The organism is Clostridium bowmanii (genome assembly GCF_018861315.1).
GTDB classification, from domain to species: domain Bacteria; phylum Bacillota; class Clostridia; order Clostridiales; family Clostridiaceae; genus Clostridium_AD; species Clostridium_AD bowmanii.
The window spans coordinates 25,083-50,723 of sequence record NZ_JAHLDL010000011.1; the positions used below are offsets into that span (position 1 = coordinate 25,083).

25 protein-coding genes are annotated in these 25,641 nt (G+C 30.7%); 1 reads left to right on the forward strand and 24 read right to left on the reverse strand.

The window, feature by feature from the left end:
• Positions 1 to 75: 75 nt before the first annotated feature.
• The 16 genes from yqfD to gpr all read right to left on the reverse strand — a co-directional run bounded on the left by yqfD (position 76) and on the right by gpr (position 17,010).
• Positions 76 to 1,194 (reverse strand): sporulation protein YqfD, encoded by a 1,119-nt coding sequence (gene yqfD, locus KPL51_RS09070; RefSeq protein WP_216159848.1) that lies wholly within the window; start codon positions 1,192 to 1,194, stop codon positions 76 to 78.
• The gene (gene yqfC / locus KPL51_RS09075; RefSeq protein ID WP_216159851.1) at positions 1,187 to 1,471 is read right to left on the reverse strand and encodes a sporulation protein YqfC; all 285 of its coding nucleotides are present in this window, start codon (positions 1,469 to 1,471) and stop codon (positions 1,187 to 1,189) included. The genes yqfD and yqfC overlap by 8 nt, the downstream gene beginning before the upstream one ends.
• Positions 1,472 to 1,826: 355 nt before the next feature.
• Entirely contained in the window at positions 1,827 to 2,003 is a 177-nt protein-coding gene (gene rpsU, locus KPL51_RS09080; RefSeq protein WP_124998347.1) for a 30S ribosomal protein S21, read from the reverse strand.
• A 187-nt stretch (positions 2,004 to 2,190) separates the two neighbouring features.
• Positions 2,191 to 2,541: a histidine triad nucleotide-binding protein gene (locus tag KPL51_RS09085; protein WP_224853998.1), complete on the reverse strand. Its 351-nt coding sequence runs from the start codon at positions 2,539 to 2,541 to the stop codon at positions 2,191 to 2,193.
• Between the two features lie 125 nt (positions 2,542 to 2,666).
• On the reverse strand, positions 2,667 to 3,977 hold the full coding sequence (gene mtaB, locus KPL51_RS09090) for a tRNA (N(6)-L-threonylcarbamoyladenosine(37)-C(2))-methylthiotransferase MtaB (RefSeq protein ID WP_216159854.1): 1,311 nt from the start codon (positions 3,975 to 3,977) through the stop codon (positions 2,667 to 2,669).
• Positions 3,974 to 4,729: a 16S rRNA (uracil(1498)-N(3))-methyltransferase gene (locus KPL51_RS09095; RefSeq protein WP_216159857.1), complete on the reverse strand. Its 756-nt coding sequence runs from the start codon at positions 4,727 to 4,729 to the stop codon at positions 3,974 to 3,976. The genes mtaB and KPL51_RS09095 overlap by 4 nt, the downstream gene beginning before the upstream one ends.
• A gap of 66 nt (positions 4,730 to 4,795) precedes the next feature.
• Entirely contained in the window at positions 4,796 to 5,731 is a 936-nt protein-coding gene (gene prmA, locus KPL51_RS09100; RefSeq protein ID WP_216160143.1) for a 50S ribosomal protein L11 methyltransferase, read from the reverse strand.
• Positions 5,732 to 5,911: 180 nt separating this feature from the next.
• On the reverse strand, positions 5,912 to 7,033 hold the full coding sequence (dnaJ, locus tag KPL51_RS09105) for a molecular chaperone DnaJ (RefSeq protein WP_216159862.1): 1,122 nt from the start codon (positions 7,031 to 7,033) through the stop codon (positions 5,912 to 5,914).
• A gap of 173 nt (positions 7,034 to 7,206) precedes the next feature.
• Positions 7,207 to 9,060, reverse strand: a complete 1,854-nt coding sequence (gene dnaK / locus KPL51_RS09110; RefSeq protein ID WP_216159866.1) for a molecular chaperone DnaK — start codon at positions 9,058 to 9,060, stop codon at positions 7,207 to 7,209.
• Between the two features lie 81 nt (positions 9,061 to 9,141).
• Positions 9,142 to 9,855, reverse strand: a complete 714-nt coding sequence (gene grpE / locus KPL51_RS09115; protein WP_312888521.1) for a nucleotide exchange factor GrpE — start codon at positions 9,853 to 9,855, stop codon at positions 9,142 to 9,144.
• A 49-nt stretch (positions 9,856 to 9,904) separates the two neighbouring features.
• The gene (gene hrcA, locus KPL51_RS09120) at positions 9,905 to 10,951 is read right to left on the reverse strand and encodes a heat-inducible transcriptional repressor HrcA (protein WP_216159869.1); all 1,047 of its coding nucleotides are present in this window, start codon (positions 10,949 to 10,951) and stop codon (positions 9,905 to 9,907) included.
• 242 nt (positions 10,952 to 11,193) lie between these two features.
• Complete coding sequence (gene hemW, locus KPL51_RS09125) at positions 11,194 to 12,315, reverse strand: radical SAM family heme chaperone HemW (protein WP_216159872.1); 1,122 nt, start codon at positions 12,313 to 12,315, stop codon at positions 11,194 to 11,196.
• A gap of 92 nt (positions 12,316 to 12,407) precedes the next feature.
• Positions 12,408 to 14,213 carry a translation elongation factor 4 gene (gene lepA, locus KPL51_RS09130; RefSeq protein WP_216159874.1) on the reverse strand — a complete coding sequence of 602 codons (1,806 nt, stop codon included), beginning with the start codon at positions 14,211 to 14,213 and terminating at the stop codon, positions 12,408 to 12,410.
• 178 nt (positions 14,214 to 14,391) lie between these two features.
• Positions 14,392 to 14,649, reverse strand: coding sequence for a hypothetical protein (locus KPL51_RS09135; protein ID WP_216159877.1), 258 nt, complete (start codon positions 14,647 to 14,649; stop codon positions 14,392 to 14,394).
• Between the two features lie 89 nt (positions 14,650 to 14,738).
• Positions 14,739 to 15,908, reverse strand: coding sequence for a stage II sporulation protein P (locus KPL51_RS09140; RefSeq protein ID WP_216159880.1), 1,170 nt, complete (start codon positions 15,906 to 15,908; stop codon positions 14,739 to 14,741).
• A 127-nt stretch (positions 15,909 to 16,035) separates the two neighbouring features.
• Positions 16,036 to 17,010: a GPR endopeptidase gene (gene gpr, locus KPL51_RS09145; protein ID WP_216159883.1), complete on the reverse strand. Its 975-nt coding sequence runs from the start codon at positions 17,008 to 17,010 to the stop codon at positions 16,036 to 16,038.
• Positions 17,011 to 17,250: 240 nt separating this feature from the next.
• Here gpr and rpsT point away from each other — a divergent pair, with 240 nt between their 5' ends.
• Complete coding sequence (gene rpsT, locus KPL51_RS09150) at positions 17,251 to 17,523, forward strand: 30S ribosomal protein S20 (RefSeq protein ID WP_216159886.1); 273 nt, start codon at positions 17,251 to 17,253, stop codon at positions 17,521 to 17,523.
• A 39-nt stretch (positions 17,524 to 17,562) separates the two neighbouring features.
• Here rpsT and holA read toward each other — a convergent pair whose 3' ends face one another.
• The 8 genes from holA to KPL51_RS09190 all read right to left on the reverse strand — a co-directional run bounded on the left by holA (position 17,563) and on the right by KPL51_RS09190 (position 25,640).
• The gene (holA, locus tag KPL51_RS09155) at positions 17,563 to 18,597 is read right to left on the reverse strand and encodes a DNA polymerase III subunit delta (RefSeq protein WP_216159887.1); all 1,035 of its coding nucleotides are present in this window, start codon (positions 18,595 to 18,597) and stop codon (positions 17,563 to 17,565) included.
• 15 nt (positions 18,598 to 18,612) lie between these two features.
• Positions 18,613 to 20,379 (reverse strand): ComEC/Rec2 family competence protein, encoded by a 1,767-nt coding sequence (locus KPL51_RS09160; RefSeq protein WP_216159890.1) that lies wholly within the window; start codon positions 20,377 to 20,379, stop codon positions 18,613 to 18,615.
• Between the two features lie 51 nt (positions 20,380 to 20,430).
• Positions 20,431 to 20,664 (reverse strand): hypothetical protein, encoded by a 234-nt coding sequence (locus tag KPL51_RS09165; RefSeq protein WP_216159894.1) that lies wholly within the window; start codon positions 20,662 to 20,664, stop codon positions 20,431 to 20,433.
• A gap of 147 nt (positions 20,665 to 20,811) precedes the next feature.
• Positions 20,812 to 23,301: a P-type ATPase actuator domain-containing protein gene (locus tag KPL51_RS09170; RefSeq protein ID WP_216159897.1), complete on the reverse strand. Its 2,490-nt coding sequence runs from the start codon at positions 23,299 to 23,301 to the stop codon at positions 20,812 to 20,814.
• 116 nt (positions 23,302 to 23,417) lie between these two features.
• Entirely contained in the window at positions 23,418 to 23,969 is a 552-nt protein-coding gene (locus KPL51_RS09175) for an MORN repeat-containing protein (protein ID WP_216159900.1), read from the reverse strand.
• A 163-nt stretch (positions 23,970 to 24,132) separates the two neighbouring features.
• Positions 24,133 to 24,297: a zinc-ribbon domain-containing protein gene (locus KPL51_RS09180; RefSeq protein WP_165413721.1), complete on the reverse strand. Its 165-nt coding sequence runs from the start codon at positions 24,295 to 24,297 to the stop codon at positions 24,133 to 24,135.
• 196 nt (positions 24,298 to 24,493) lie between these two features.
• Positions 24,494 to 24,673 (reverse strand): hypothetical protein, encoded by a 180-nt coding sequence (locus KPL51_RS09185; RefSeq protein ID WP_216159903.1) that lies wholly within the window; start codon positions 24,671 to 24,673, stop codon positions 24,494 to 24,496.
• A gap of 346 nt (positions 24,674 to 25,019) precedes the next feature.
• Complete coding sequence (locus KPL51_RS09190; protein ID WP_216159906.1) at positions 25,020 to 25,640, reverse strand: V-type ATP synthase subunit D; 621 nt, start codon at positions 25,638 to 25,640, stop codon at positions 25,020 to 25,022.
• Position 25,641: the final 1 nt, after the last annotated feature.

The following is a 25,641-nucleotide window of genomic DNA, read 5'->3' on the forward strand; positions in this document are numbered from 1 at the left end:
TTTCAAATCCCATCCCCGCCTTTTCTTCTTGCGTAAAACAAACAAATATATTGTCTCTTTTTAAACTGCCACACATTATTCAGGAGCAATATTCTCTTCAGCAACAATTAACACTTTTATTATATACTTACTCTTATCCACTTTTGCATCTACAATTTTATCTATAATTACCACATTTTTGTTCAAATTTCTCAAAATACTATGATAAATTTCATCCGTTACCTTAGTTACATCCACCTTTATATTTTTTTCTTCAATTTCATAGTAGATTTCACTTTTTATAAATTTATCTTTACTTTCTATTTTATCATATTTAGCATAGGTAATTAAGCTATTTTTGAGATAAATTTTTTTATTTGCAAGTTTAATATATAAATTACTTATACTGTTACCTGTTTTAATCCTTGATATATTATTTAAGGGAACTTCTTTAATCTCCTCGTAAAAAGTTTTTGCAATAACTTCTCCCTGAGCATGTACGGGATAAACACTTCCTTCTTTGCCTTGCTCTCCTTTAACCAATAGATCTCCCTTTTGTATCATGTCTCCATTTTTCACAACTGCTGTACCTTCTGTGGTGAACACTCTAACTACTTCACCATCTTTATTGGCTATTAAATCACGAGGGGGCTGCTGCTTACTAATTATTATAGGGGGTGATTGTCTTTCAATTACATCAATCTTTAACTTAACACCGTCTATCCTAGCTTTAACCCACATTATTTCATCATTGTTTCTTAGAATTTTATTTTCAATTTCATATACATCCATATTTTTCTTTCTGAGCCCAGGATTTATTCCAAATCCACTAATTTGATTACGCAATTCATATGGACTTATATAATGTTCTGTATTGATTTTTATATTCCATACAAAGGTAGATAAATAGTATATTATGGACAAAAACAAAAATGCCCCTATTAAGAGAGCCGATCTCCTTTTCATTTTCATTACAAAAAAGGATAATCCACTTCTACTTACTATTCTAATTGTGCTATTTGATTTTTGAGCCACTTTGGCAATTTCAACATAATCGCATAATTTAACTTCCAAAACTAGAGTTGTTATATTAATTTTTTTTATATTTTTAACTATAATACCATTTGTCCACAGTAAATTTATAAACTTTTCTGGCATAAATGCTTGGATTTCCATTGTGATAGTGCCTTTTTTATATTTTTTAAAATTATTCATGGCTTTCATACACAACAGATTTAAAGTTACCACTTAAAGTTATTGTGTTTCCCCCTATAAATAATATTTTAAAATTTTTTCCATATATCGAAATTGGACCCACATTAGAATTTATCTTTATTTCTTCTTCTTCAAATATTACCACACCTTTATGGTTTTCTATATATATTTCATTATTGGCCAAAATGGTTATTTTGGGTAAATCTAATAAGATGTCTCTTGGCAATTCTAATTTGTTAGCTATAGTTTCCTTTGTTTTATAAACTTTACTATCCATACTCCCACCTCATAAAATACTTCATAATAAATTTATGAAAAAAAAGCACAACAAATTACAGTTTTTTATTTTATAATTTTTATAAGCAAAAAAAGATCCAGCCAAAGGCTGAATCTTTTATTTATTTAAATATTGTTTTACTATTTCACTAACAAGCTTACCATATGCTTTACCCATAATTTCAGATAACTCGGCAAACATAAGTTTCTCACGTGTTTCATGCTATTAGTTCCCAATGCTACTACTGTTTCTCTGAATGACTCTAAATTTCTAATTTATTTAACTGCTGAGGAAGGTATTCTAACAAAATTTTATTTTATAAAATAAATCTTGTTTCATTCCATTTTTAAAAATTCTATTTGAATTTTCTCTTTCTTGCAGCTTCTGATTTTAACTTCTTTTTAACGCTTGGCTTTTCATAGTGCTCTCTTTTTCTAACTTCTCCAAGCACTCCACTTCTTGCGCATTTTTTCTTAAACCTTCTTAAAGCGTTCTCAATGGACTCGTCTGCTCCAACCTTAATTTCTGACATCATTATCCCTCCCTCCGCTAGCTCAATTCAATTTAAAAACAGCTAATGCGGGGCCTAAATAGCACATTTTTTATTATACAACACAGTTTTGCATTATGTCAACATTTTCATTGCTATTTTGTAATATATAATGTATTTAAATATAAAATATACATTACAATTTAACATTTGAAAAACTAGTTATATACTAACCAGGTGGCCACTGAAGCATTCTGCCGCCCAATAAATGGAAATGCACATGTTGAACAGATTGACCCCCTTGTTCCCCGCAATTACTAACAATTCTATATCCACTATCAGCAATTCCTAAGGTCATGGCAATTTTCTTTGCAACTAAAAATATATGACCTATTAATTCCGACGACTCTTGATTTAAGCAATTTAAGTCATCAATATGTTCCTTTGGAATAATTACAACATGCACGGGTGCCTGAGGGCTTATGTCTTTAAACACCATAACTTTATCATCTTCATAAAGCATTTCACAAGGAATTTGCTTTTTTACGATTTTACAAAAAATACAGTCTTTTTTTTCCACATAATCACCTCCTACCCATTTTAGGCTTCTGAAAAAAAGTAACAAATCAGTATGCCCTATACTAATATACTATTCAACATAAAGCTTTATTCTCCTGCTACTTACATATATTTATCTTTTAAAAATTATTTTAAGTCTTGAACTTCTCCAATTATATAATCTCCCATACATTCTATAAGTTTAGTCATATGGAATTCACCTGCTATATTTTTAGATGCTTTTCCTACAACCTTTACGTAATTGTCAGTGTAGCCTTCATATTCATCTTCATTATCTTTAAATTTTTGCTCATAAAGAACATTCATGCTCTTTTGAGTGAATGTATTTATATGTTTTTCTTCTAGCATCTTATTAAGTGCAATAAGCTTATGACTTCTTTCTTCTTTTATGTTTCCATCAATCTGCTCTTTCATTTGCGCAGCTTTAGTTCCTTTTCTTGGACTATACTTAAAAATATGCATTTTTGATAATTGTATATCCTTTAAGAATTCATAAGTTTTATCAAATTCTTCCTGGGTTTCTCCAGGAAAACCTACAATTACGTCTGTAGTTATAGATGCTCCCACTATATTTTTCCTTAAATTTTCAACTACAGTTTTATATTCTTGTGCTGTGTAGTGCCTATTCATTCTTTTTATAGTTTCATCACAACCACTTTGAAGTGACAGATGGAAATGAGGACATAGATTCTTAAGTGTCATTAATTTCTCGATAACACCTTCTGTAAAGAAAGTTGGATCTATTGACCCTATTCTAATCCTTTCAATTCCAGGAACCTTATCTACCTCTTCTAAAACTCGAACTAAGTTCCATTCACCATCTAAATCTAATCCAAATGATGCTATATGTATACCAGATAAAAGAATCTCTTTAAAGCCATTCTGGGCTAATTCATGAACTTCTGACATTATTTTTTCAGGTGACTTACTACACACTGCACCTCTTGCGTAAGGTATTAAACAATAAGAACAAAATCTATTGCACCCATCTTGAATTTTCACAAAGGCACGAGTTCTATCTTGATATTCACTAATGTTTAGGTCCTCAAATACCTTATTCTTTAAAACATCGTTAACTTCTACCACTTGTTTATTTTCTTCTCTAGCTCTATTTACATAGTAGACAATATCGCCTTTATTTCGGCTACCTAAAACTACATTAACACCTTCAATACTGGATACTTCCGTTGCAGCAATCTGTGCATAACATCCAACAACTGCAATAATAGCCTCACTATTTTTTCTCCTGGCTCTTCCTATAATCTGCCTTGACTTTTTATCACCCATATTAGTAACCGTACAGGTATTAATAACGTATACGTCAGCAAAATCATGAAACTCAGCCACTTCATATCCTTCTCTGATGAATTTTTCTACCATGGCTTCTGACTCGTACTGATTTACCCTGCACCCTAAGGTCGCAATTGCAACTTTCATTCTATAATTCCTCCCAAATCTCCTAATTCATACATTATAAGGCTTAAACAAGTAAAACCTGCAGTTTCAGTCCTAAGTATTCTTGGTCCTAAAGTGACAATACTTGCTCCTATTTCTTTTAATTTATGTATTTCGCACTCTTCAAATCCACCCTCTGGTCCTATAATAATAGCAACTTTACTAATAGATTCTTTTTCTATGGTTTTCATTAATCTCTTTATTCCATAGCCTTTTTCATTCTCATAGGGTACCACAACTAAGTCCATAGGTTTTAGCTGTTCTAATAAATCTGAAAACTCTATAGGCACATTAATTTCAGGTACTAAACTTCTCTTGCTCTGCTTGCAAGCTTCAAGTGCTATTCTATTCCATCTGTCTACTTTTTTAAATTCTTTAAGCTCAGTTTTAACTACTACTCGCTCTGTAATTATTGGTGTTATTGCCTTAACTCCTAGCTCCGTATTCTTTTGAACTATTAAGTCCATTTTTGTTGATTTAGGCATTCCCTGAAATAAGTATACTTCAACTGGGCTTTCATTGTTTATAGGATTTTCTTCTAATAGATTTATTTTTACTTCACTCTTATCTATTAGTGTTATTTCTCCTATGTATTCTATGCCTTCACAATTATTGATACTAACCACATCACCAATTTTAAGCCTTAATACCTTGTATATATGTTTTACATCTTCACCATCAATAATAGCATTATTACCGTCTATATTTTTCTTTGGCACAAAAAATTTATGCATTATTTATTCTCTCCTCAAACTAGGCATCTTTAACTTATTATCTTTAAGATGCCATATATAATTATTTTATAACTTTGCAACTATACAAACCCATTCTCCCTCGATGTTTATCTCTTCAATTTTAAAACCACATTCTGTTAATTTATTTATTACTTCATCTTTTTTAATTAAAATTATTCCTGAAGATATAAAATGACCACCTTCTACTAAAACTGATTTAACCTGCTGGGTTAAAAACATAATTACATCAGCCATTATGTTAGCTATAACTATATTAGCCCTTCCATTTACAACTTCTAGTAAGTCACCATACAGTATCTCAATGCTACTTACATCATTGTAACTTACATTTTGTTTTGCAGAATCTACTGCTACTGGATCCAAATCAACTCCTATAGTCTTTTTAGCTCCAAGCTTAGCCGCAGCAATGGATAATATCCCTGACCCTGTTCCTATATCAAAAACAACTGACTCGGCCTTTACGTGCCTCTCAAGTGCCTTTATGCACATCCTAGTAGTTTCATGAGTACCAGTTCCAAAAGCCATGCCTGGATCTAGCTCTACAATTATCTCATCAGCCTTTTTATCGTACTGCTCCCATATAGGCTTTATAACTATTTTCTCTCCTACCTTTATTGGTTTATAATACTGCTTCCAGTTGTTTTCCCAATCTTCTTCCTTGACATCATTTGCTATAACAGAGCCTACACCCTTATCTAGTCCGAACTTTGGTAAATTATTTACTCCAGTTTTAATTTCTTCTAAATAACCTTCAAATTTTTCATCTCTTTTATAGTATCCCTTTATTACAACTCCATTATTTGTATCTATAATAGACTCATCAAAATAATCCCAATCTGTAGTATGATCTCGCCTAAAAATCATATCTAGTGGATCCAAAATAGAAACTCCCTCTACACCCGTATTATATAGCATTGCAGACACCGCCTCAACTGCCTCACTGCTTGTTATTATAGTTACTTCAATCCAATTTTTATCAATATTCAATGTTATCCTCCTTGTTTTTCCATATTGGGTAGATACCAATTATTCCTATACATAAGTGTATCATCTTCAATAATTCAACACAATATTTAATAAAAAAACTCCGTTTTACAAAACGAAGTTTTATTATTATTATTATTATTATTATTATTATTATTATTATTATTATTATTATTATTATTTGCCTAATATTTTATCAACAAAAGACTTTTTATCGTCAGAAAAATCTATGGACTCGCCACTAGCTTCCATGAAAAGTTTTAGTGCTGACTTTTGCTTATCATTCAAGGTTTTTGGAATATCAACAATAACTTTTACGTATTCGTCTCCTCTTCCATGCCCATTAACTCTAGGTATACCCTTTCCCTTAAGTCTGAAAACAGTGCCGGATTGTGTTCCTGCTGGAACTTTATATTTAACGTCACCATCCACGGTTGCAACTTTAATTTCAGTACCTATAGCTGCATATCCAAAACTTATATGGGATTCTATATGAATATCAATTCCATTCCTCTTAAAAGTTTTATGAGGAGTTACTCTGATATTTATATATAAGTCACCTGAAGGACCACCTTTTTCACCTGGTTCTCCTTGTCCTCTAAGAGGCATAACATTTCCAGTGTCAACTCCACCTGGAACATTAATTTTAATTTTTTTATTCTTTCTAGATTTTCCAGAGCCATGACAAGTTTTACATGGTTCAGATATTATTTTACCTTTGCCTCCGCATTTATCACAAGTGCTCATACTAGCAAAGCTTCCAAAAGCAGTATTTCTCTGAACTTTTATCTGCCCATTTCCACCACACTTATCACAAGTTTTTGCCGAAGTGCCTGCTTTCGCACCACTACCGCCACAATCATCACATTTTTCATTTTTAGTAATAGATATATCTTTTTCTACACCAAAAACAGACTCTTCAAAGGTCAAATTTAAATTATATTCTAAATCCGCACCCTTTTTAGGGCCATTTTGATTTCTTGAAGAGAATCCTCCGCCTCCAAATATGTCACCAAATATATCTCCAAAACCACCAAAGCCTGAAAAATCAGAAGCGCCACCGTAGCCTGCTCCATTATCATCAGCTGTACCATATTGGTCATATCTTGCTCTCTTATCAGAATCAGATAAAACTTGGTATGCTTCATTCATCTCTTTAAATTTATCCTCTGCTGCTTTATTGTCTGGATTTCTATCTGGATGATATTTTAATGCGCCTTTTTTAAAAGCCTTCTTGATTTCTTCTTCACTAGCACCTCTTTCTATGCCGAGGGTTTCATAATAATCTTTATTTGCCATGCCGTTTTACACCACCTAAAATATATATGCTTTTATAACATAATTTGTTGATTAAATAATTCAACTATTACTATTATATAGTTTTTCATTGCTTATTGCTAATATAACTTTAATTAAATTAAGGGAAGGGTGAATACCCTACCCTTATTTAATGGTTTTATTGTTTATCTATCTTATTTTTTCTCTTCGTCCTCTTCTACTTTGTAGTCAGCATCCACTACGTTGTCATCATGCTCAGCATTGCCCTCAGGGTTACCTTGCTCTGCTCCTTCTGCTCCCTTTGCTTGCTCTGCTTCTGCTTGGTATATTTTTGTAGTTACCGCATAGAAAGCTTCAGTTAATTCTTCAGTAGATTTCTTTATAGCTTCTGTATCTTCGCCATCTTTAACTTTTTTAAGAGCTTCAAGTTTTGCTTCGATATCTTTTTTATCTTCTTCTGCTACTTTTTCTCCAAGATCTTTTAAGCTTTTTTCAGTTTGGTATACTAATTGTTCTGCATTGTTTTTAGCCTCAATTGCTTCTTTTCTAGCTTTATCTTCTCCTGCAAATTTTTCTGCTTCTTTTACTGCTGCATCAATTTCATCATCACTTAAATTAGTTGATGCTGTAATTGTTATTTTAGCTTCTTTTCCTGTTCCTTTATCTTTAGCTGATACATTAACTATACCGTTAGCATCTATATCAAATGTAACTTCTATTTGTGGAATTCCTCTTGGTGCTGCTGCTATTCCAGAAAGAGTAACTCTTCCTAAACTCTTATTACTTGCAGCCATTTGTCTTTCACCTTGAACAATGTTAATTTCAACTGATGTTTGACCATCTGCTGCTGTTGAGAATACTTGACTCTTTTTAGCAGGAATTGTAGTATTTCTTTCTATTAGTGGAGTAGCTATTCCGCCTAATGTTTCAATTCCTAGTGTTAATGGAGTTACATCAAGAAGTAAAACATCTTTAACTTCTCCAGTTAATACTCCAGCTTGAATTGCTGCACCAAGTGCTACACATTCATCAGGATTTACTCCCTTTGAAGGTTCTTTTCCAGTAAAGCTTTTAACTGCATCTACAACTGCTGGTGTTCTTGTTGAACCACCTACAAGTACAACTTTATCTATTTCATTAAGTGATAAGTTTGCATCTGCAAGAGCTTTTTTCATTGGTTCTATTGTTGCATCAACTAAATCATGAGTTAATTCATTAAATTTAGCCCTTGTTAAGTTCATCTCTATGTGCTTTGGACCTGTAGCATCTGCAGTAATAAATGGTAGATTAATTGAAGTTTGCATTGATGATGATAATTCAATTTTAGCTTTTTCAGCAGCTTCTTTTAATCTTTGAAGTGCCATTTTATCAGTTCTTAAATCTATTCCATTATCTGCTTTAAAAGTATCAGCTATGTGATTTACAACTCTTTGGTCAAAGTCATCTCCACCAAGTTTAGTATTACCATTAGTTGATTTAACTTCGAATAAACCATCACCAAGTTCTAATATAGATACATCGAATGTACCGCCGCCTAAATCATATACTAATATTTTTTGATTAACATCCATTTTGTCCAGTCCATAAGCAAGCGCTGCTGCAGTTGGCTCATTTATTATTCTCTTAACTTCAAGTCCAGCTATTTTTCCTGCGTCTTTTGTTGCTTGTCTTTGGCTATCATTGAAATATGCAGGTACTGTTATTACAGCTTCAGTAACTGATTCTCCTAAATAAGCTTCAGCATCAGCTTTGATTTTTTGTAAAACGTAAGCTGAAATTTCTTGTGGTGTATGCATTTTTCCATCAATATTTATTTTACGATCAGTACCCATGTCCCTTTTTATTGAACTTATTGTTCTATCTGGGTTTGTAATTGATTGTCTCTTAGCAACTTGGCCTACTAGTCTTTCTCCATTAGCTTGAAATGATACTACAGATGGTGTAGTTCTTGCTCCTTCTGAATTAGAAATTACTACGGGTTCTCCACCCTCCATTACTGCTACACATGAATTTGTTGTACCTAAATCTATTCCTATAATTTTTCCCATTATTATTTCCTCCTTGTATTCCTTTTTAGTCCATAACAGTTATAACTGTTACGTCTTATATATTTTTTATAATAACAATCTTTAATTGGCAACTTTAACCATGCTATGTCTTAATACCTTATTTGCTCTTTTATAACCCTTTTGGAACACCTCAACTATTTCATTATTTCCATACTGTTCATCTTCAATATGCATTACTGCATTATGAAGATTAGGGTCAAACTCGCCTTCTGGTGCTAGTTCTTCTACTCCTAATTTGGTAAAAGCATCATTAAATTGTCTTACTGTCATCTCTACACCAGTTCTTAAATCCTCACCAGTTCCTTCAATAGAAAGTGCTCTTTCTAAGTTATCTAATACTGGCAACACTTCTTTTAGAACATCTGAGCAAGCATCAGTGTATATGCCTTCTTTCTCTTTTACTGTTCTTTTTCTAAAGTTTTCATATTCAGCAGTTGTCCTTAAAAGTTTATCTTTAAAAGCAACAACTTCATTCTGTAATTTCATATTTTCTTCTTCTAGTTTTTTTATTTTTTTACTCATATCTTTTTCTTTTTCACTTTCTAAAAGTTCTTTAAACTCTTCCTCTTCTATTATTTCAGCTTCCTCTGCAATTCCTTCTAAAACTCCTTTGACATCTTGTACTTGGTCATCAGCCTCATCTATAGGGCTTTTGGCTAAGCAATTTTCAGCTTCATTAGTTTCACCTTCATTGGTTTCATGTACTGAACTAGAATCTCCATCAGGCATCGATGTAGTTTCTTCTTTTAAAATTTCTTTTTTATTTTTATGCACGCAAGCATTCCTCCCTTTCAGGCTCAAGTAAATCTTTTAATCTAAGAACTTATCTATGATCATCATAAATTTGAGCTATATTATCATTTAATTCTTTAACTATTTCGGTTAATACAGCTATAACTTTTCCATATGGTATTCTTGTTGGTCCGATAACACCAATAGAACCAAGAGGTACTCCAGAGGCACTATAAACAGCAGTTATAATACTACATTCTCTAGCACACTCAACAAAATTTTCGCCACCAATTTTAATTGTAATATTACCTGTAATGTCATTAGCATTTAGTAAACTGTTTATACTTTCTTTGTTGTCTACTAAAACTAAAAACTCGCGAGCTTTAACTATATTGTTATATTCTGGATAGTTAAAGATGTTTGCCGCTCCTTGAATATATACTTCCGAAGTTTCAATACCAGATAAGCTATCATATAAAGCCGGAATAATACCATCAAAAACTTCTACAAAAGAAGCTAAATCAACTTTCAAATTATTAATTACCTCTAAGTTTATTTGTTCAATTGTAAGCTTTCCTAATCTAAAATTAAGTATATTGGTAAGTTTTTCTATGGTAGAACTACCAATGGGTTTACTGATTTTAATAAAATTATTTTTGATAATACCACTGTCAGTAATAATTACAAACAAAATACTTCCACCATCTAAATTCATTAGTTGTATATATTTTATACAACTTTTTTGAACAGAAGGTGCCTTAACTATAGATGTAAGATTGGTAAGGTGAGAAAGTACTTCTGTAGCTTGCTTAATAATTTTATCTACCTCATACAAAGCGGCATTGATAAGATGATTTTTTATCATATATTCTTCCTCAGCAGATAGTTTAGTTAACTGCATAAGTCTATCAACATATAATCTATAACCCTTATCTGAAGGCTTTCTACCTGATGAGGTATATAATTGTTCTATATATCCCATCTCTTCTAAATCTGACATCTCATTTCTTATAGTAGCTGAGCTAATACCTAAATCATACTTTTTAGCAATGGTCCTGGACCCTACAGGCTCACCATTATTTATATAATCTGTAACTATAGCCTGAAGTATTTTAATTTTTCTTTCATCCATTTCCATAATATCACCTCTTTTATTAGCACTCACTACCGTTGAGTGCTAACGAGTATGTATTAAAAGTATCATTTACCATTGTATTTGTCAATAACCCTCATTTTTCAATACAGCCATTTTATATCTATCATTCCAATTTAGGTTCCAAATGCTCCGCTTTTCTTTTGTTTTCTAAAGAACACTATTTTAAAAATAGTTTGCCCTATTTCCTCTGCCATAATAATGTTATTTTTAATAAGTAAAAAAACTTACAAAAGAAATTCTGCCATAATTACATTAGATACTTCAATTCCTTCATGAGTTAAAAATATATTTTCCTTATTCTCCACCATAAATCCAGCGCTAGTATATTTATTTATTACCACCTCATAGACACTGTGTATGTCTTTTTTGAATCTTTTTGTAAATTCAATCTTACTTATGCCCATTGTCTTTCTAAGACCCATGAACATAAACTCTTCCATGTCAGCCACTGTGGAATTTTTCTTTTTTTCTACTATTGCACTGCCTTCAGTATTTATCTTCTCAATATAATTTTCTACATTTTCTTCATTTCTATACCTAAAACCATCACTATATGAATGGGCAGCTGAGCCACAACCAATATATTCCTCTAAATCCCAATATACTAAATTGTGTCTACATTGTCGTTTACCTTTTTCAAAATTCGAAATTTCATATTGTGAATATCCTTTTTCTCTTAAATATTCTAATGTTTCATGGTACATATTTCGTTCTATTTCCTCAGTAGGAAGACTTAATGTTCCCTGTTCAAATCTTTTATAAAAAGCAGTTCCCTCTTCAATTATTAAACTATAACAAGATAGATGTTCTGGGCTTAGGGCAGTTACATTTTCTAGGGTCTCTTTCCACTGAGCTAAAGTTTGACCCGGTAGCCCAAACATTAAATCTATATTAATATTGTGAAAGCCTAAATCTCTAGCCATTTCAAAACTTTGTTTAAAATCATAAATAGTATGAATTCGCCCCAAGTCTTTAAGCAATGTGTCTTGAAAGGCTTGAAGCCCAATACTAAGTCTATTTACTCCCATTTTTTTAAAAAGGTTTAATTTTTCCCTTGTAAATGTTCCTGGATTTCCTTCTACTGTAAACTCTAAATCGCCTGCAGTATCTAATGTATAAATACTTTTTTTTATTATTTCCCAGCCCGCCAAAGATAAATAGGTGGGAGTTCCCCCACCTATAAAAATAGTTTTTATTTTTTTATCTTTTATACTATTTATTTCTTTTGCGAGAGCTGTGGAATAATGAATCATATGTTCCTCCATACCTGCATAAGATGGAAAATCACAATATAGACATTTTTGCTTGCAAAATGGAATATGTATATATAGCGCCACATTCTTCATATTTTATCCTCACTTTAGGCCATGAAATTAAATAACAAGTCTAGGTTAGTATATACCCCCTGACTCGTTATTTATTTGAATGTACCTTCATTTTAATCTACTTTAAGTATAGCCATAAATGCTTCTTGTGGAACTTCAACACTTCCAACTTGTCTCATTCTCTTTTTACCTTCTTTTTGTTTCTCTAATAATTTTCTTTTTCTTGAAATATCTCCACCATAACATTTAGCTAAAACATCTTTTCTCATTGCTTTTACAGTTTCTCTTGCAATTACCTTTGCGTTTATAGCTGCTTGTATTGGTATTTCAAACATTTGTCTTGGTATATGTTCTTTTAGTTTTTCACACATAACTCTTCCTCTATGAGACGCAGTCTCCTCGGGAACAATCATAGAAAGAGCATCAACTTTTTCCCCTTTAAGCAAAATATCCAATCTTACAAGACTTGCCTTTATATATCCCTTTAATTCATAATCAAAAGATGCATAGCCTTTTGTTCTCGATTTTAGGGCATCAAAAAAGTCATATACTATTTCGTTAAGTGGCATGTCATAAGTTAAAACAACTCTAGTAGTTTCTATATATTTCATATCAATGTATATGCCTCTCTTTTGCTTACATAATTCCATAACCGTTCCTAAATATTCTGATGGTGTTATTATGGAGGCTTTAACTATTGGTTCTTCCATATAATTAATTTCTGTAGGTTCTGGAAGATTTGTAGGATTTGTTATTTCTATTAACTCTCCATTAGTTTTCATTACTTTATATATAACTGATGGAGCTGTTGTAATAATATCTAAATTAAATTCTCTTTCTATTCTTTCTTGCACTATTTCCATATGCAGAAGGCCTAAGAATCCACATCTAAATCCAAAACCTAAAGCGATAGATGTCTCTGGCTCAAACCCCAAGGCTGCATCATTTAACTGAAGTTTTTCTAGGGATTCTTTTAGTTCTCCATATCTAGAACCATCTACAGGGTAAATACCACTAAATACCATAGGTATTGCTGGTCTGTAGCCCTTTAGTGGCTGAAGTGCAGGTCTTTCAGCCTCTGTTATTGTATCTCCAACCCTTGCATCCCTAACATTTTTTATAGAGGCAGTTATATATCCAACATCTCCAGCACTTAGCTCTGATACAGGAAGATAATTTGGTACAAAAACTCCAACTTCTACTACATCGTATACCTTATTAGTATTCATTAGCTTAATCTTTGTGCCTTGTCTAACTTTACCATCTCTAACTCTTATATAACATACAACACCTTTATAGCTATCATAGGACGAATCGAAAATCAGTGCTTTAAGTGGAGCTTCTTCGTCTCCACTTGGTGGTGATATCTTTTTTACTACGGTTTCTAAAACATCTTCTATATTAAGTCCAGTCTTAGCTGAAATTAGTGGAGCATCTTGGGCCTCAATACCTATTACATCCTCTATTTCCTGAATTATCTCTAGTGGCCTTGCACTAGGAAGATCTATTTTATTAATAACTGGTGCAATATCTAAGTTATTATCTAAGGCAAGATAGCAGTTTGCAAGAGTCTGAGCTTGAATTCCTTGAGAAGCATCAACTACAAGCACTGCACCTTCACAAGCAGCTAAACTCCTTGAAACCTCATAGTTAAAATCTACATGTCCTGGAGTATCTATAAGGTTAAATATATATTCTTCTCCATTGGGCCTTTTATAAATTAACCTAGCTGGTTGAGATTTTATAGTAATACCTCTTTCTCTTTCTAGATCCATAGTATCAAGTACTTGTTCTTCCATTTCTCTTTTAGTCAGTGTACCTGTCTTTTCTAATAATCTATCCGCAAGAGTAGACTTGCCATGATCTATGTGTGCAACTATGGAAAAATTTCTTATGTATTTTTGTCTATTACTCTGCATTAATTTTTACCCCCGTTATTGTATATGAATTAAATTATTTTCTTTAGCATAACCTAAATATACTTTATACTCCATTGTTATTTGTTTTTATGTGATATAAATCATATAGTTTTTCACAAACCACTTTAAATTATATCATAAGTATCTAATACTTTGTACACAATATGTTAAAACTCACTTATTTTGAAATTATTTTATTGTAAGCATTTACACATTTGTCTTTCATGCTATCTATAATTTTACTATTTGCATAGAAAACATAACCCACAGTCTCTATCTTAAAATCAATAGGCACTAATGATAATTCCATTGTAAATTTTGATTTTTTCCGTACAAGTTCTGGCTTATTAATGTTAACCTCAATAAATCCATATATAAATATTAAAAAGCAAAGAAAGATCATAAAAATATATTTAATTCTACCTTTTTTCCTCATAAAAAATGCCTCCTAATTCTAAAAGATAGATAACAACTACTAATTATTATCTTCCCTTTAGTAAGGATGCACTTTTTAAAATAAATTATTCACTTTTTACCATTTAACTGTTCTGCAATGATTCTTGCTAAATACTTGCCAGTATTTTTTGCTTGTTCAATAGTATTATTATCTGAGCCTACTTCAATTAGCACAGCATTATCACTTCTATTCTGATTATAAAAGCCCATGCCGTATTGATAAGTATATATTTCTCTTGGGTATAAAAGACCTGGAAATAATTTATTTGATGTTCCTATCATTGAATCTATTACTTTCCTTTGCTTTGCATATCTAGGGTTTTTTTCTGTGACTACAAACATAAATGGCGCAACATTTTCCCCATTTAATTTGGTAGTTGCTGCCTTTACACTATCTCTATGTAAATCTATAATTAATTTAAAATCTCCATATTGCTTTAAATACTTATCTAAAGTAACTCCTGATTTTTTATAGGCTGAATAATAATCTCCTTTATCATTCACAGTCTTGTCATGTATAACTGCAATCCCATAATTTTTTTCTAACTCCTCTTCTATTACATCTCCTACAGCCGTTACATTCCTTGTCGCATCTGAACTGCTGTCAACTTTAGTTGTATCCTTGTCTGAGACTAGATAAGCTTCTGAGGTATGAGAATGATATATAAGTACTTCAGGCCTAGCATTATTTAGAGTTTTTTTCAAAGTAGGGTTATACAGAGTTGAAACCAGATTAGAACTTTGAATTGTAGCTTCATTTTTGCTTACCTGCTTTTCACCTAAATTAAAGGGATGAAGTATAAATGTTTTTAAATTTTCTACTCCACTACTATGATTATTTACATTTGAATCAGGAATAATTTCATTATTATTTAAATACGAAATTTCTTTTGCAATTATCGATATAGGATTTAAAATATCTACTCCTAAAATAGATAACACTGCAAATTTAATGCTAGTTTCATTATCTGTGTTTTTTTCTTCAGTTTTTGAAACATTAATCACAGATAAGGTATTGCTAATAGCTTTAACGTAAAAGTAGTTTTGATATTTACCTTCACCATAAGCCCTAACACTTTTGGGTAAGATGGATCCAAATAAAAAAATAATGAGTAGAGTGAAAATACTAGAAAATACTCTCCCATTGGTATCTTTTTTACAATTGTGCTTTGGAAAGTTTGGTTTTTCACTGGTCAGCTTGTTACTCACACCTTTGAAATCTATACCGCTGTAACTCATTTTTATCCCCCCCGCATAGACATCTTCAAAAATAACTAACCAAGATGCTAGTCTGTTTTTCTTTAGATGCCTTTTACATTATATATGAGGGAATATAGTGATTTATTACTAGTTTATATTAGTAATTCTAGTTTAAAAACTTATTTATGTCCTCGAGATCTAGTGCAGGCTGCAAGGCTATATTAAGACCACTCGCAATAATTTTAGAAAGAGAATTTATAACCATATCAATTTCCTTTGGTGTAACTACAAGATTACCAACATAAGGATTTAATATTTCAGTGATCATCTTTTGTTTTTCCTGCTTATCAATGGACTTAAGCATATTGTAAAATTCTCCACCTGCATTTGCAGTTCTAATCATCTCATCAAGCACTAAATCAATGGTATCATTTGCTAGAGTTGCTGCATCCACTACTGTTGGAACCCCAATAGCAATAACGGGTACTCCTAAGGTTTGCTCATTTATTTGCATTCTTCGATTTCCTATGCCGGCTCCTGGTGAAATCCCAGAGGTACCTATTTGTATAGTTCTATTTACCCTATCCATTTTTCTAGAAGCTAAGGCATCAATACATATTACTAGATTAGGCTTTATTTTCTCCACTATGCCTCTAATAATTTCGCCAGTTTCCATACCGGTTATTCCAAGTACTCCAGGGGATATAGCACAAACAGGCCTTATACCTTCATCTATAGAGTCCGGTACTAATTCTTTTAAGTGCCTAGTAACCATTATTTTCGAAACAACTTTTGGACCTATAGCATCCGGAGTAACGTTCCAATTACCAAGTCCAACCACCAGGGCCGTCATACTATCCTCTAATTTTATTAAAGGTTTAAGTACCTTTCCCATTACAATACTAACCCGGTCCATAGCCTCACCATCATAGTGAACAAATTCTGGGATATCAATAGTTATATATGTACCTTTTGGTTTTCCCATCATTTTTTCACCAACATCGCTGACTATTTTTACATTAGTGATTTTAATATCACCCTCATTATACTCATCTACATCAATACCAGGCATCTCACCATTGTTTTCTGCACTGTATATCTCTTTAGCTTCCACAGCTAAGTCTGTTCTTATACTTATCATAATTTCACCTCAACTAGATTTTTAATATTAGCTTTTCCTAATATTTCTTTCCTATTCTTTTAAAACTATTTATTTAAAGCAGCATTATATTAAAATTTCTATATATAGGATAAATTTCACTTGATGTGATTTAAGTTTAATGCTATAATATCAATTGTCTATTGTCTATTAAATAGACTCGTATGCAGTTTTCCCCAAGACTGCAAATACGGATTAAATACAAAGGGGGGTGAAAAACAAATGGCAAATATTAAATCATCAAAAAAAAGAATTAAAGTTACTCTAGTTAAGACACAAAGAAATACAATGATTAAATCAGCTTTAAAAACTAAGGTAAAAAAATTCGAAACAGCTGTCGCTACTGGCAATGTTGAAGAAGCTAAGGTTACATATGCAAACGTGGTTAAAGCTTTAGATATGGCTGTAACAAAAGGAATTCTTCACATTAATAAAGCAGCAAGAAGAAAGTCAAGACTTGCAACTAAGTTAAACAATTTAAGTTTAACTGCATAATAAATAACCGGTGACAAGCACCGGTTATTTGTTTTTTTGTTACATAACTGTCTTTATCATAAATACTTCAATATTTATCTTGTTGTCAGTAGACGTACTTTTCAGTGTTTTTTCTGTTTCAACACATAGTCCAATATTTCTCCTTAACCCCTTTAAAGTAAATTTCATACTCTGTGAAATCATTTTTTCACATATATAAGGATGAAGTTTTAACTCACCCGCCAAAGTTTCTTTTGCTTTCCCACTTTCAATACCTAATTTAATATTAAATAAAAGATTAAATTGCCTTGCTATCATAAATAAGATAAACGGAATTTTTTCGCCTTTATATATAAGTTCATTTAAGATGTCTAAGGCTCTTTTTATATTTTTCTGAGACAAATAATCAACTAAATTAAATATATCATTTTCACTCTTTTGAGGTGCCATAGCCAAAATGTCTTCTTTTGTAATTTCTCTTCCCTCTGCATACGAAACTAATTTTTCTACTTCGTTTAATATAATATCCATATTATTGTCTACATGGGAGCAAAATAGTGCAAGTTCAGCTTTTCCGATTTTTTTACCTGCAGTTTCAAATAAATCCTTACATTTTTTTTGAAGAGAGTCACCTTTTAATTTATCAACTTTTATAACACATGCCTTTTTTTCTAATTTTTTAATTTTATTGCTGGGTTTCTCTCTATCACTTGAAAACACATAATATATAATCAAAATGCAATAGGGCGAAGGATTTTTTAAGTATTCGTTTAGCAAAGAAAAATTGTCACCTTTCAAATCCCCTAAATTCTTACCTGCACCGCTATCCTCTAAAAATGATGCTCTATATACCACCACCACTTTTTTATCACTCATAAATGGCATGGTTTCACAAGCATCAATAATTGTCTCAAAATCAACTTTGCTGCCATCAAACTTGGAATAATTTAAATCTATGAAATCGCCACTTAACGCTTTCTTAGTTATAAATTTAACATGTTGTTTTATTAATTTTTCATCCGCTCCACAAAATACATAACAATTATCTAATTCATTCTTCTTTATTTTTTTTTCTAAATCCATAAAATTAATCAAAACATTCCTCCAACCCTATAAAAATTTTATAACTCTGCTTCCTATAATTATGTATTTATTTATTATTGTGCCCGCAGGCACAAATGTATCATCCCATTTCAGTTTTACAATGTTACTAAATGCTATAATTTCTTTATTGGTATTATTAAATAGCACCTTATCATTAAATACAAAGCTAGTAACTTTATTATTTGTTTTTTCTAAAAAGTACACTTGTGCTTCTAATTTCCTACCATGACTAATTAATCTTAATATACATCCGCCCCCAAGGTTAATAGTTGAATCTCCTATGTAACCAGAAATAACCCTATCTATTTTAACAGGCATCTTTATACCAGAACCATTAATGTTACCCGCAGAAACCGCAATTGTATTTTTTTTATATTGCACTAAAACTATATCATTTTTATTTATATTTATATAGCTAATCTCGGGAAAAACTTTATAATTTTGAAATACAATAATAAGAATAACACAAAGTGGAACATATTTAAATTGCTTATGTCCACTTTTTATTCCAAGATAACATAGATATAGCCCAAATACAACTAAGCTCTCTATATAAGAAAAGTAAATCATTTCGGGTAACAGTACCCCTAAAATTTTCTGAATAAATTCTATAATTGATAAAACTGTGTATAAGCCATAATTTATTAAATTGAACAATGCATTTATGCCACTAAGTCCTAGCCCTATATTTCCAAGGATTACAACTACCGTGTAAAATGGTAATAGAAGTAAGTTTCCAAAAATAAATCCTAAACTAAAAGTTTTCAATGCAAAAACTACATAAGGCAGGGAAAATATTTGAGAACTTATGCTTAAACTAAAAGACTCGTTTAAAATAGAGGGTAGTTTGTATAACACCTTTTTAACTTTTTTATTAAAAAGAATAATTCCTAGAACGCAAAGAAAAGAAAGCATAAAACCAATATCTAAAATAGAAAATGGTCTAATTATAAGTAGAATAATTGCAGCTAGGCTAAGAGAAGAAAGGCTATCATATTTTTTATAAACTTTACTCGATATTTTTAATACAAAAATCATTATAAAGGCTCTTATGGTAGATGCTTGCCCACCTGTAAATACCATATATAAAAAAGAAAATAATATGGCAATTTTATAACCAAGAATAATTTCTAGTGCTTTATATACTACTGACATATGGAGTCCTGATACACTTATAACATGACTAATCCCCAATTTTTTAAAATCTTCTTTTTGGTTTTTTTCTATGTATCCACTATCCCCAAAGCACACTCCCATAACTAGTGCCGCCTTTTCTTTTCCTAATATAGGAGAGAATTTTTGGTATAAGTTGCTTCTAAAATTTTCAATCACAAATATTAAATCCTCATCACATATTTTATAATCAAAAACCTTATAGGTTCCCACTATTCCTCTTTCATAAACTGGTGATTTTTTAAAATTACCACTTATCCAAACATTTCTTCCTTCGGTTAATTTAAAGATATCTCCTTCCAAAACTATTTTTTTACCATTATATTTTGCATAGCAATAATAAGTACTTTTATCTGAAATTCTCACTTTCACGTTTGGTTTATTGGGCAAATTAATATTAAAATATGAATAATAATTTGTAGCAGAAACAACGAAAAAACACAATACTAAATAGAAAAATTTTTTCTCTATAGTAAAATACATTATACCTAAAAAAGATGCAGCTATAACTGCACCTAAAATAGGATCAATAGTTAAAATTAGAAAAGTAAAGCATCCCATAAATATTGTTATTGCATAATATACTAAAGGTCTAACCATAATAAACTATAAACTTGAAAATTTATTTATTAAAAGAACATATTAATTTGTTCAATCCTCTTCTATTTCTATTATAATCTCAACACTATGGATATTAGGAGTGGCATGAATGTGTCTCACATGAGGTATTCCAGTTTTATTTCTTGTTTTAAAATAATTACAAGTAATCTCCTCTGCCGCACTTTCCGACAAATTATTATAATTAACGAAATACTCTTCTTCTGGCATATCTAAAAAGATAGTATTACTTCCTATTACCCTTGTTTCAAATATATTTTCAAGCATTTTCACACCTCCACAATTTTATTTTATCCAATAGAATTATAATTAATCAGGGTATTTTTACTTGTTTTTGATTTCTCTAACACTGTTAGCATTTTTTTTAGCATTGTAACGTTTTTCATTAACTAAAATAGCATTAGTTTTAAATAACTAAAAATTGAAATTATTAAAGCAAATAAACATAAAAGCAATTTGTAATAATAAATTTATTAACATCAAGGCATAAGAAATTTTATTTTTAGAAAAATGATTTTCATGTAACAACTTTAAGGTGAATAGATTTTGAAATAGTGCAAAAATTAGAGTGCTTATCTGCTGTGCACTATACGTCGCAAATCTATGTATACGAGTTAATATCAAAAAATACATTCCACAAGTTGCAAGTGAAGTCACAATAGAAACTCTTTTTATATAATCATAGTTAATATTTTTAATATTTTTCAAGGAACTCTTATTTTGAAATAAAATTGATAACCCACAAAATGGTGCACTGATGAAATTCAAAAATAAAATTTCAATAAATGAAAATGGCAATTTACCCTTAGTAATTAAACAAACTAATATGATAAATAATTCATTTATACCCATTACGCAGAAAAATAAAGCTAATTCACTTATATAGTTAATAATCTTTTTACTCTTCTGAACTAAATTTATTATTTCACTTAAATCATTTTCTTGTAAATATAAACTTGAAAGCTTTCTTACTACATTGCTGCATTCACTTCCCGTAGAAATGGATATACGAGAGTTATTAAGGTATTCCAAATCCGTTAAGGTGTCCCCCAGCGATGCTATAGAATATCCTCTATTATTCAGCAAATTAACAATTTCATTTTTATGTTTAGGGGAAATTTTAGAAAAGATTCTAACCCCCTCAATATTTTTTTCAAATTCTTCACTACTCATATAATCTATTTCTATTCCTGATAATATTTGTTCACTCTTAACTGCAAGCCCTAGAAGCTTCCCAAAAGCTAAACAAGCTAATTTATTGTCTCTTTCATCTACAATCAACCTAATATTAAGGTCCTCACAAGTCTTTATTGCTGCATGGACACTTTCCTTTATAGGATTTTCAAAAACCATCAGACCAACAAAAACTAAATTGCTTTCAATATTCTCATCAATACTGGGTTCATAATTAAAATTTCTATATCCAAGGCCTATAACATTATAGGAACTATTAGACATTTCAATATGAACATTTATTATATTTTCAATGTCAGTGTCTTTAATTTCTTTTTCCACACCATTAATTAATATATGAGTACATTTATTTAAAAGTCCATCAAGATTACCTTTTACATTGGCTCTATACCTGTCTTCATTCTTATTTACAACAGTTTTAATCCTTCTATCAGAATCATAGGGTATTACAAAAATTCGCTCCTGCTCTTTCTGAAGCTCACTGTTTTCACTTAATTTTTCACTACAAAAATTGCAAACTGCATATTCCACTAAACTCTCAATAGAATTAGATTTTTCTGCATATGGTTCGCCTTCTGTAAGTTCAGCATCGTTGCAAAGTGTAGCTATGCTAATCATTCGCTCTAATGTACCTTCAATAACAACACCCTGGTCTTCCAGATTAATAAGCCCATTATCACAATAAACTTTCCTGAAAATAAATTCATTCTCAGAAATAGCACCTATTTTTTTTGTAAATATTGCAGATATGTTAGAAAGAAAGTACATGGTAGAAATATCCTTTATGTAAATATTCTTCTTTTTAAACCTAGCTGATATAATATGAAAAAACACAAGTAATATTATAATAATAACAGGAAAATTAAAGCTCATAAAAATAAAAATAAGGTCATTTATAATTTCATGGATAGCTAATTTCTGGTATAAGGTTACCACTAAAGTGAATATGCCAACTATTGTAGTAATTATAGAGGCTTTACTTGCAATTTTACCAAATCTTTTACTAAAAAACCTATTATCATTTTTATAATGCAGTAATGCTTTTAAGATCTTACCAATTTGTGTATCCATACCCGTAGCAATAACTATCCCAAGGCCATACCCTTCTGTAACAATAGACGATTTAAAAACCATATTCTTTATTTGTGAAAGATTTATAATTTCTCCCTCTATCTTCATAGAGTATTTTTCTACTTCATATTTTTCACCTGTTACAGCTACTTCTTTAACTACAAGATTTTCGCATTCTATTAGCCTAATATCTGCTGGAACATAGCTACTCTTTTCTAAAAAAACTATATCCCCAACTACTATTTCCTCACATCCTATTTTGCATCTCTTTCCGTTTCTTATTACAACGGCAAAAGGTACATTAAGATTATCTATTGCCTTTAAATTCTTTTCTTCCTTATAGTCTCCAATGATTATTAATATAAGACTAGCTAGCATTATGAAAGTTGCGATAAATCCCGCGATATATAACTTATTAAAAAACAACATAATGACAAAAATTAAGTACACTGCATTCCATAACTGGGCTATTTCCTTGATAATCAAAATTAAAAGGCTTTCTATTTTAGGCTTTAATATAATATTATTACCATATGTTTCTCTCATATATTTAATTTTATTTTCGCTTAGCCCTAACTTAACGTCTGAATCTAAAGTTTCTACTACCTTTGTCATTGTATTCCCATACCACTTCTTCATATTACCCAACCTATCCTTCTGCATTTATATACATTATATTCTTCGCTTACATAAACAAAAGACTTTAATATAACAACTAAAGTCTTCAGCATTAAAATGCCTTTATTATATGAGTTCTATCTTATTAATTTGTTATTTTTAGATTGTCCCATTTCAATTTCTCCATCAGCATATATATACATTCCAGACCCTTGTCTTTCATCATTTTGCCATTGCCCTATATATTTTTCTCCTCCAGCCCAATTATGAATCCCATCTCCATGTCTAAGTCCATCTTTCCACTGGCCTACATAGGAATCTCCATCTGGCCAATTGCAAATGCCTTGACCACATTTTTCATCATTTTCCCACTCTCCTATATACTTTTCACCATCTGGCCATGTGTATATTCCACTTCCGTGTTTTTCATCATTATTCCATTGACCTATATATTTTTCCCCGCAAGCCCAAGTAAGAGTTCCCAGGCCATGCATCTTGTCATTCTTCCAAAGACCTACATATTTACTTCCATCCGTATAAATAAAGGTACCTTGGCCATTTTTCTTACCATCTTTTCTTTCTCCCACATAGGATCCTCCGTGAACATGTTGTACTTTAGGAATTATCAAATTAGCATTCTGCATTTTAATTTTATCCAAAACAGTTTTATTAAATTTTATATTTTTCATGCTGTATTTCCTCCTTTTCCTTAGGCAACCTTAACCTAATGTTCCACTTTGCGTGCCTCATCTTTAATATACTATACCATAAGTTTTTAGAAATTATACAATATTTTTTTACATAATAAAAACCTGTAGGAATAAATTCCTACAGGTCTTGTATTAGATATAATTATCTTTGAAATCCTCTATTGTTTTGTTGTTTTTTAGCTCTTCTACAATCAGGACATCTTTGTGGTTCATTTTCAAATCCTTTTTCTTTATAAAATTCCTGTTCACCCTCAGTGAATACGAATTCTTGTGAACAATCTTTACATACAATAGTTTTATCTGCCATTTAAACATTTCTCCTTTTTATTTATATTAAGATTTAAGAGCTGATTTACTTTATATGCCTAAAAAGGTAATGTTTAAATCATATTAAATCTTGATGTTGTTGATTTTGCAATCTCAACTCATTTAGAATACCATATATATTATTAGTTTGCAACACTTTTCTTTAAAATAGTTTAAAAATACCATTTTTTTATTTCTTATTTCATATTTCTAGCTATTGCTAAATTAATAGTTCCTTTAACAAGATCAATGGCCTGTAGCTTGCTATGTCCCTTATGTTTTATTTCCTCTTCTTCTTTCCTTGCAATTGCTTTAAAAGGATATTCTTTCTCGTTGTTGTCCATAACTTCTATTACATAGCCTCTGTATTCTTCCATATTCCACCTCTTATTATTTATTTAAAATTTTGCTTCTAATCATATACTTTGCATATATTATTTAAAACTAAACAGTAATTTAACTTAAAATTTTCTTACACTTTAGCATTTCATTTTTTATTTCTAATTCTTTTATAATTTTCCTATTTTGTCCTCCCTATGTAAACCATTATATCACACCTTGAATAATTTGAATATTCTTTTATTAAAATTAACCTTCTATTAACTTCTCTATAAAATATTGCTGATTAAATTCAAAAATATTAAAGCGTGCACCCTCTACTCAGTTGGATACACGCTTTAATATTCCAATATTTAATTTTTAATAATATTTGTTATTGAAATATTAATCTTCTTTTCTATGTTTCTTTTTTACTACTTTTAACCTAAAAAAGTCTTCTCTTTCCTTCTCTTCTAGAACTTCAGTAATAAATTTTACTATTTCCTCAAATTTAGGAATTTGTATATTTTGAAGTGCATTTGCTCTCTTTTGGGTTTTCTTTACTTCCATGGCTAATCTGTACACAGCATTTTCTACTTCTGCTAGCTCATAGGTTAAATATTTCACATCGTTAAATTCCTTCATTGCCTCATCAATAGTCGCACTACTTCTGTAAAATCCATATTTAGGATGTATATCTTTTCTCTCAAAAATAATTTTTGGTACTTCTACCCCCATAACACTCTTGAATAACATGTCATAATCTTTAGCTTCTTCCACAGTCATAGCTATATCTTGTATATTTGTTATTCCAGAATTTATATTTGCAGATTCTAATGCTTTATATGCTTTTGAAAAGGTTTTATTTACCTGGTCTTGAAGTCCACGTGCTTTATCTACATAAGACATCATTTCTCTTATAAGAACATTTCTTTTTTTATCCAATAATTCAAATCCACTTTTAGAAAAATCCAAGGAATTTTTAGCAGACATTAAGGTAGATTTAGTTGGTGCAAAAGTTTCCATA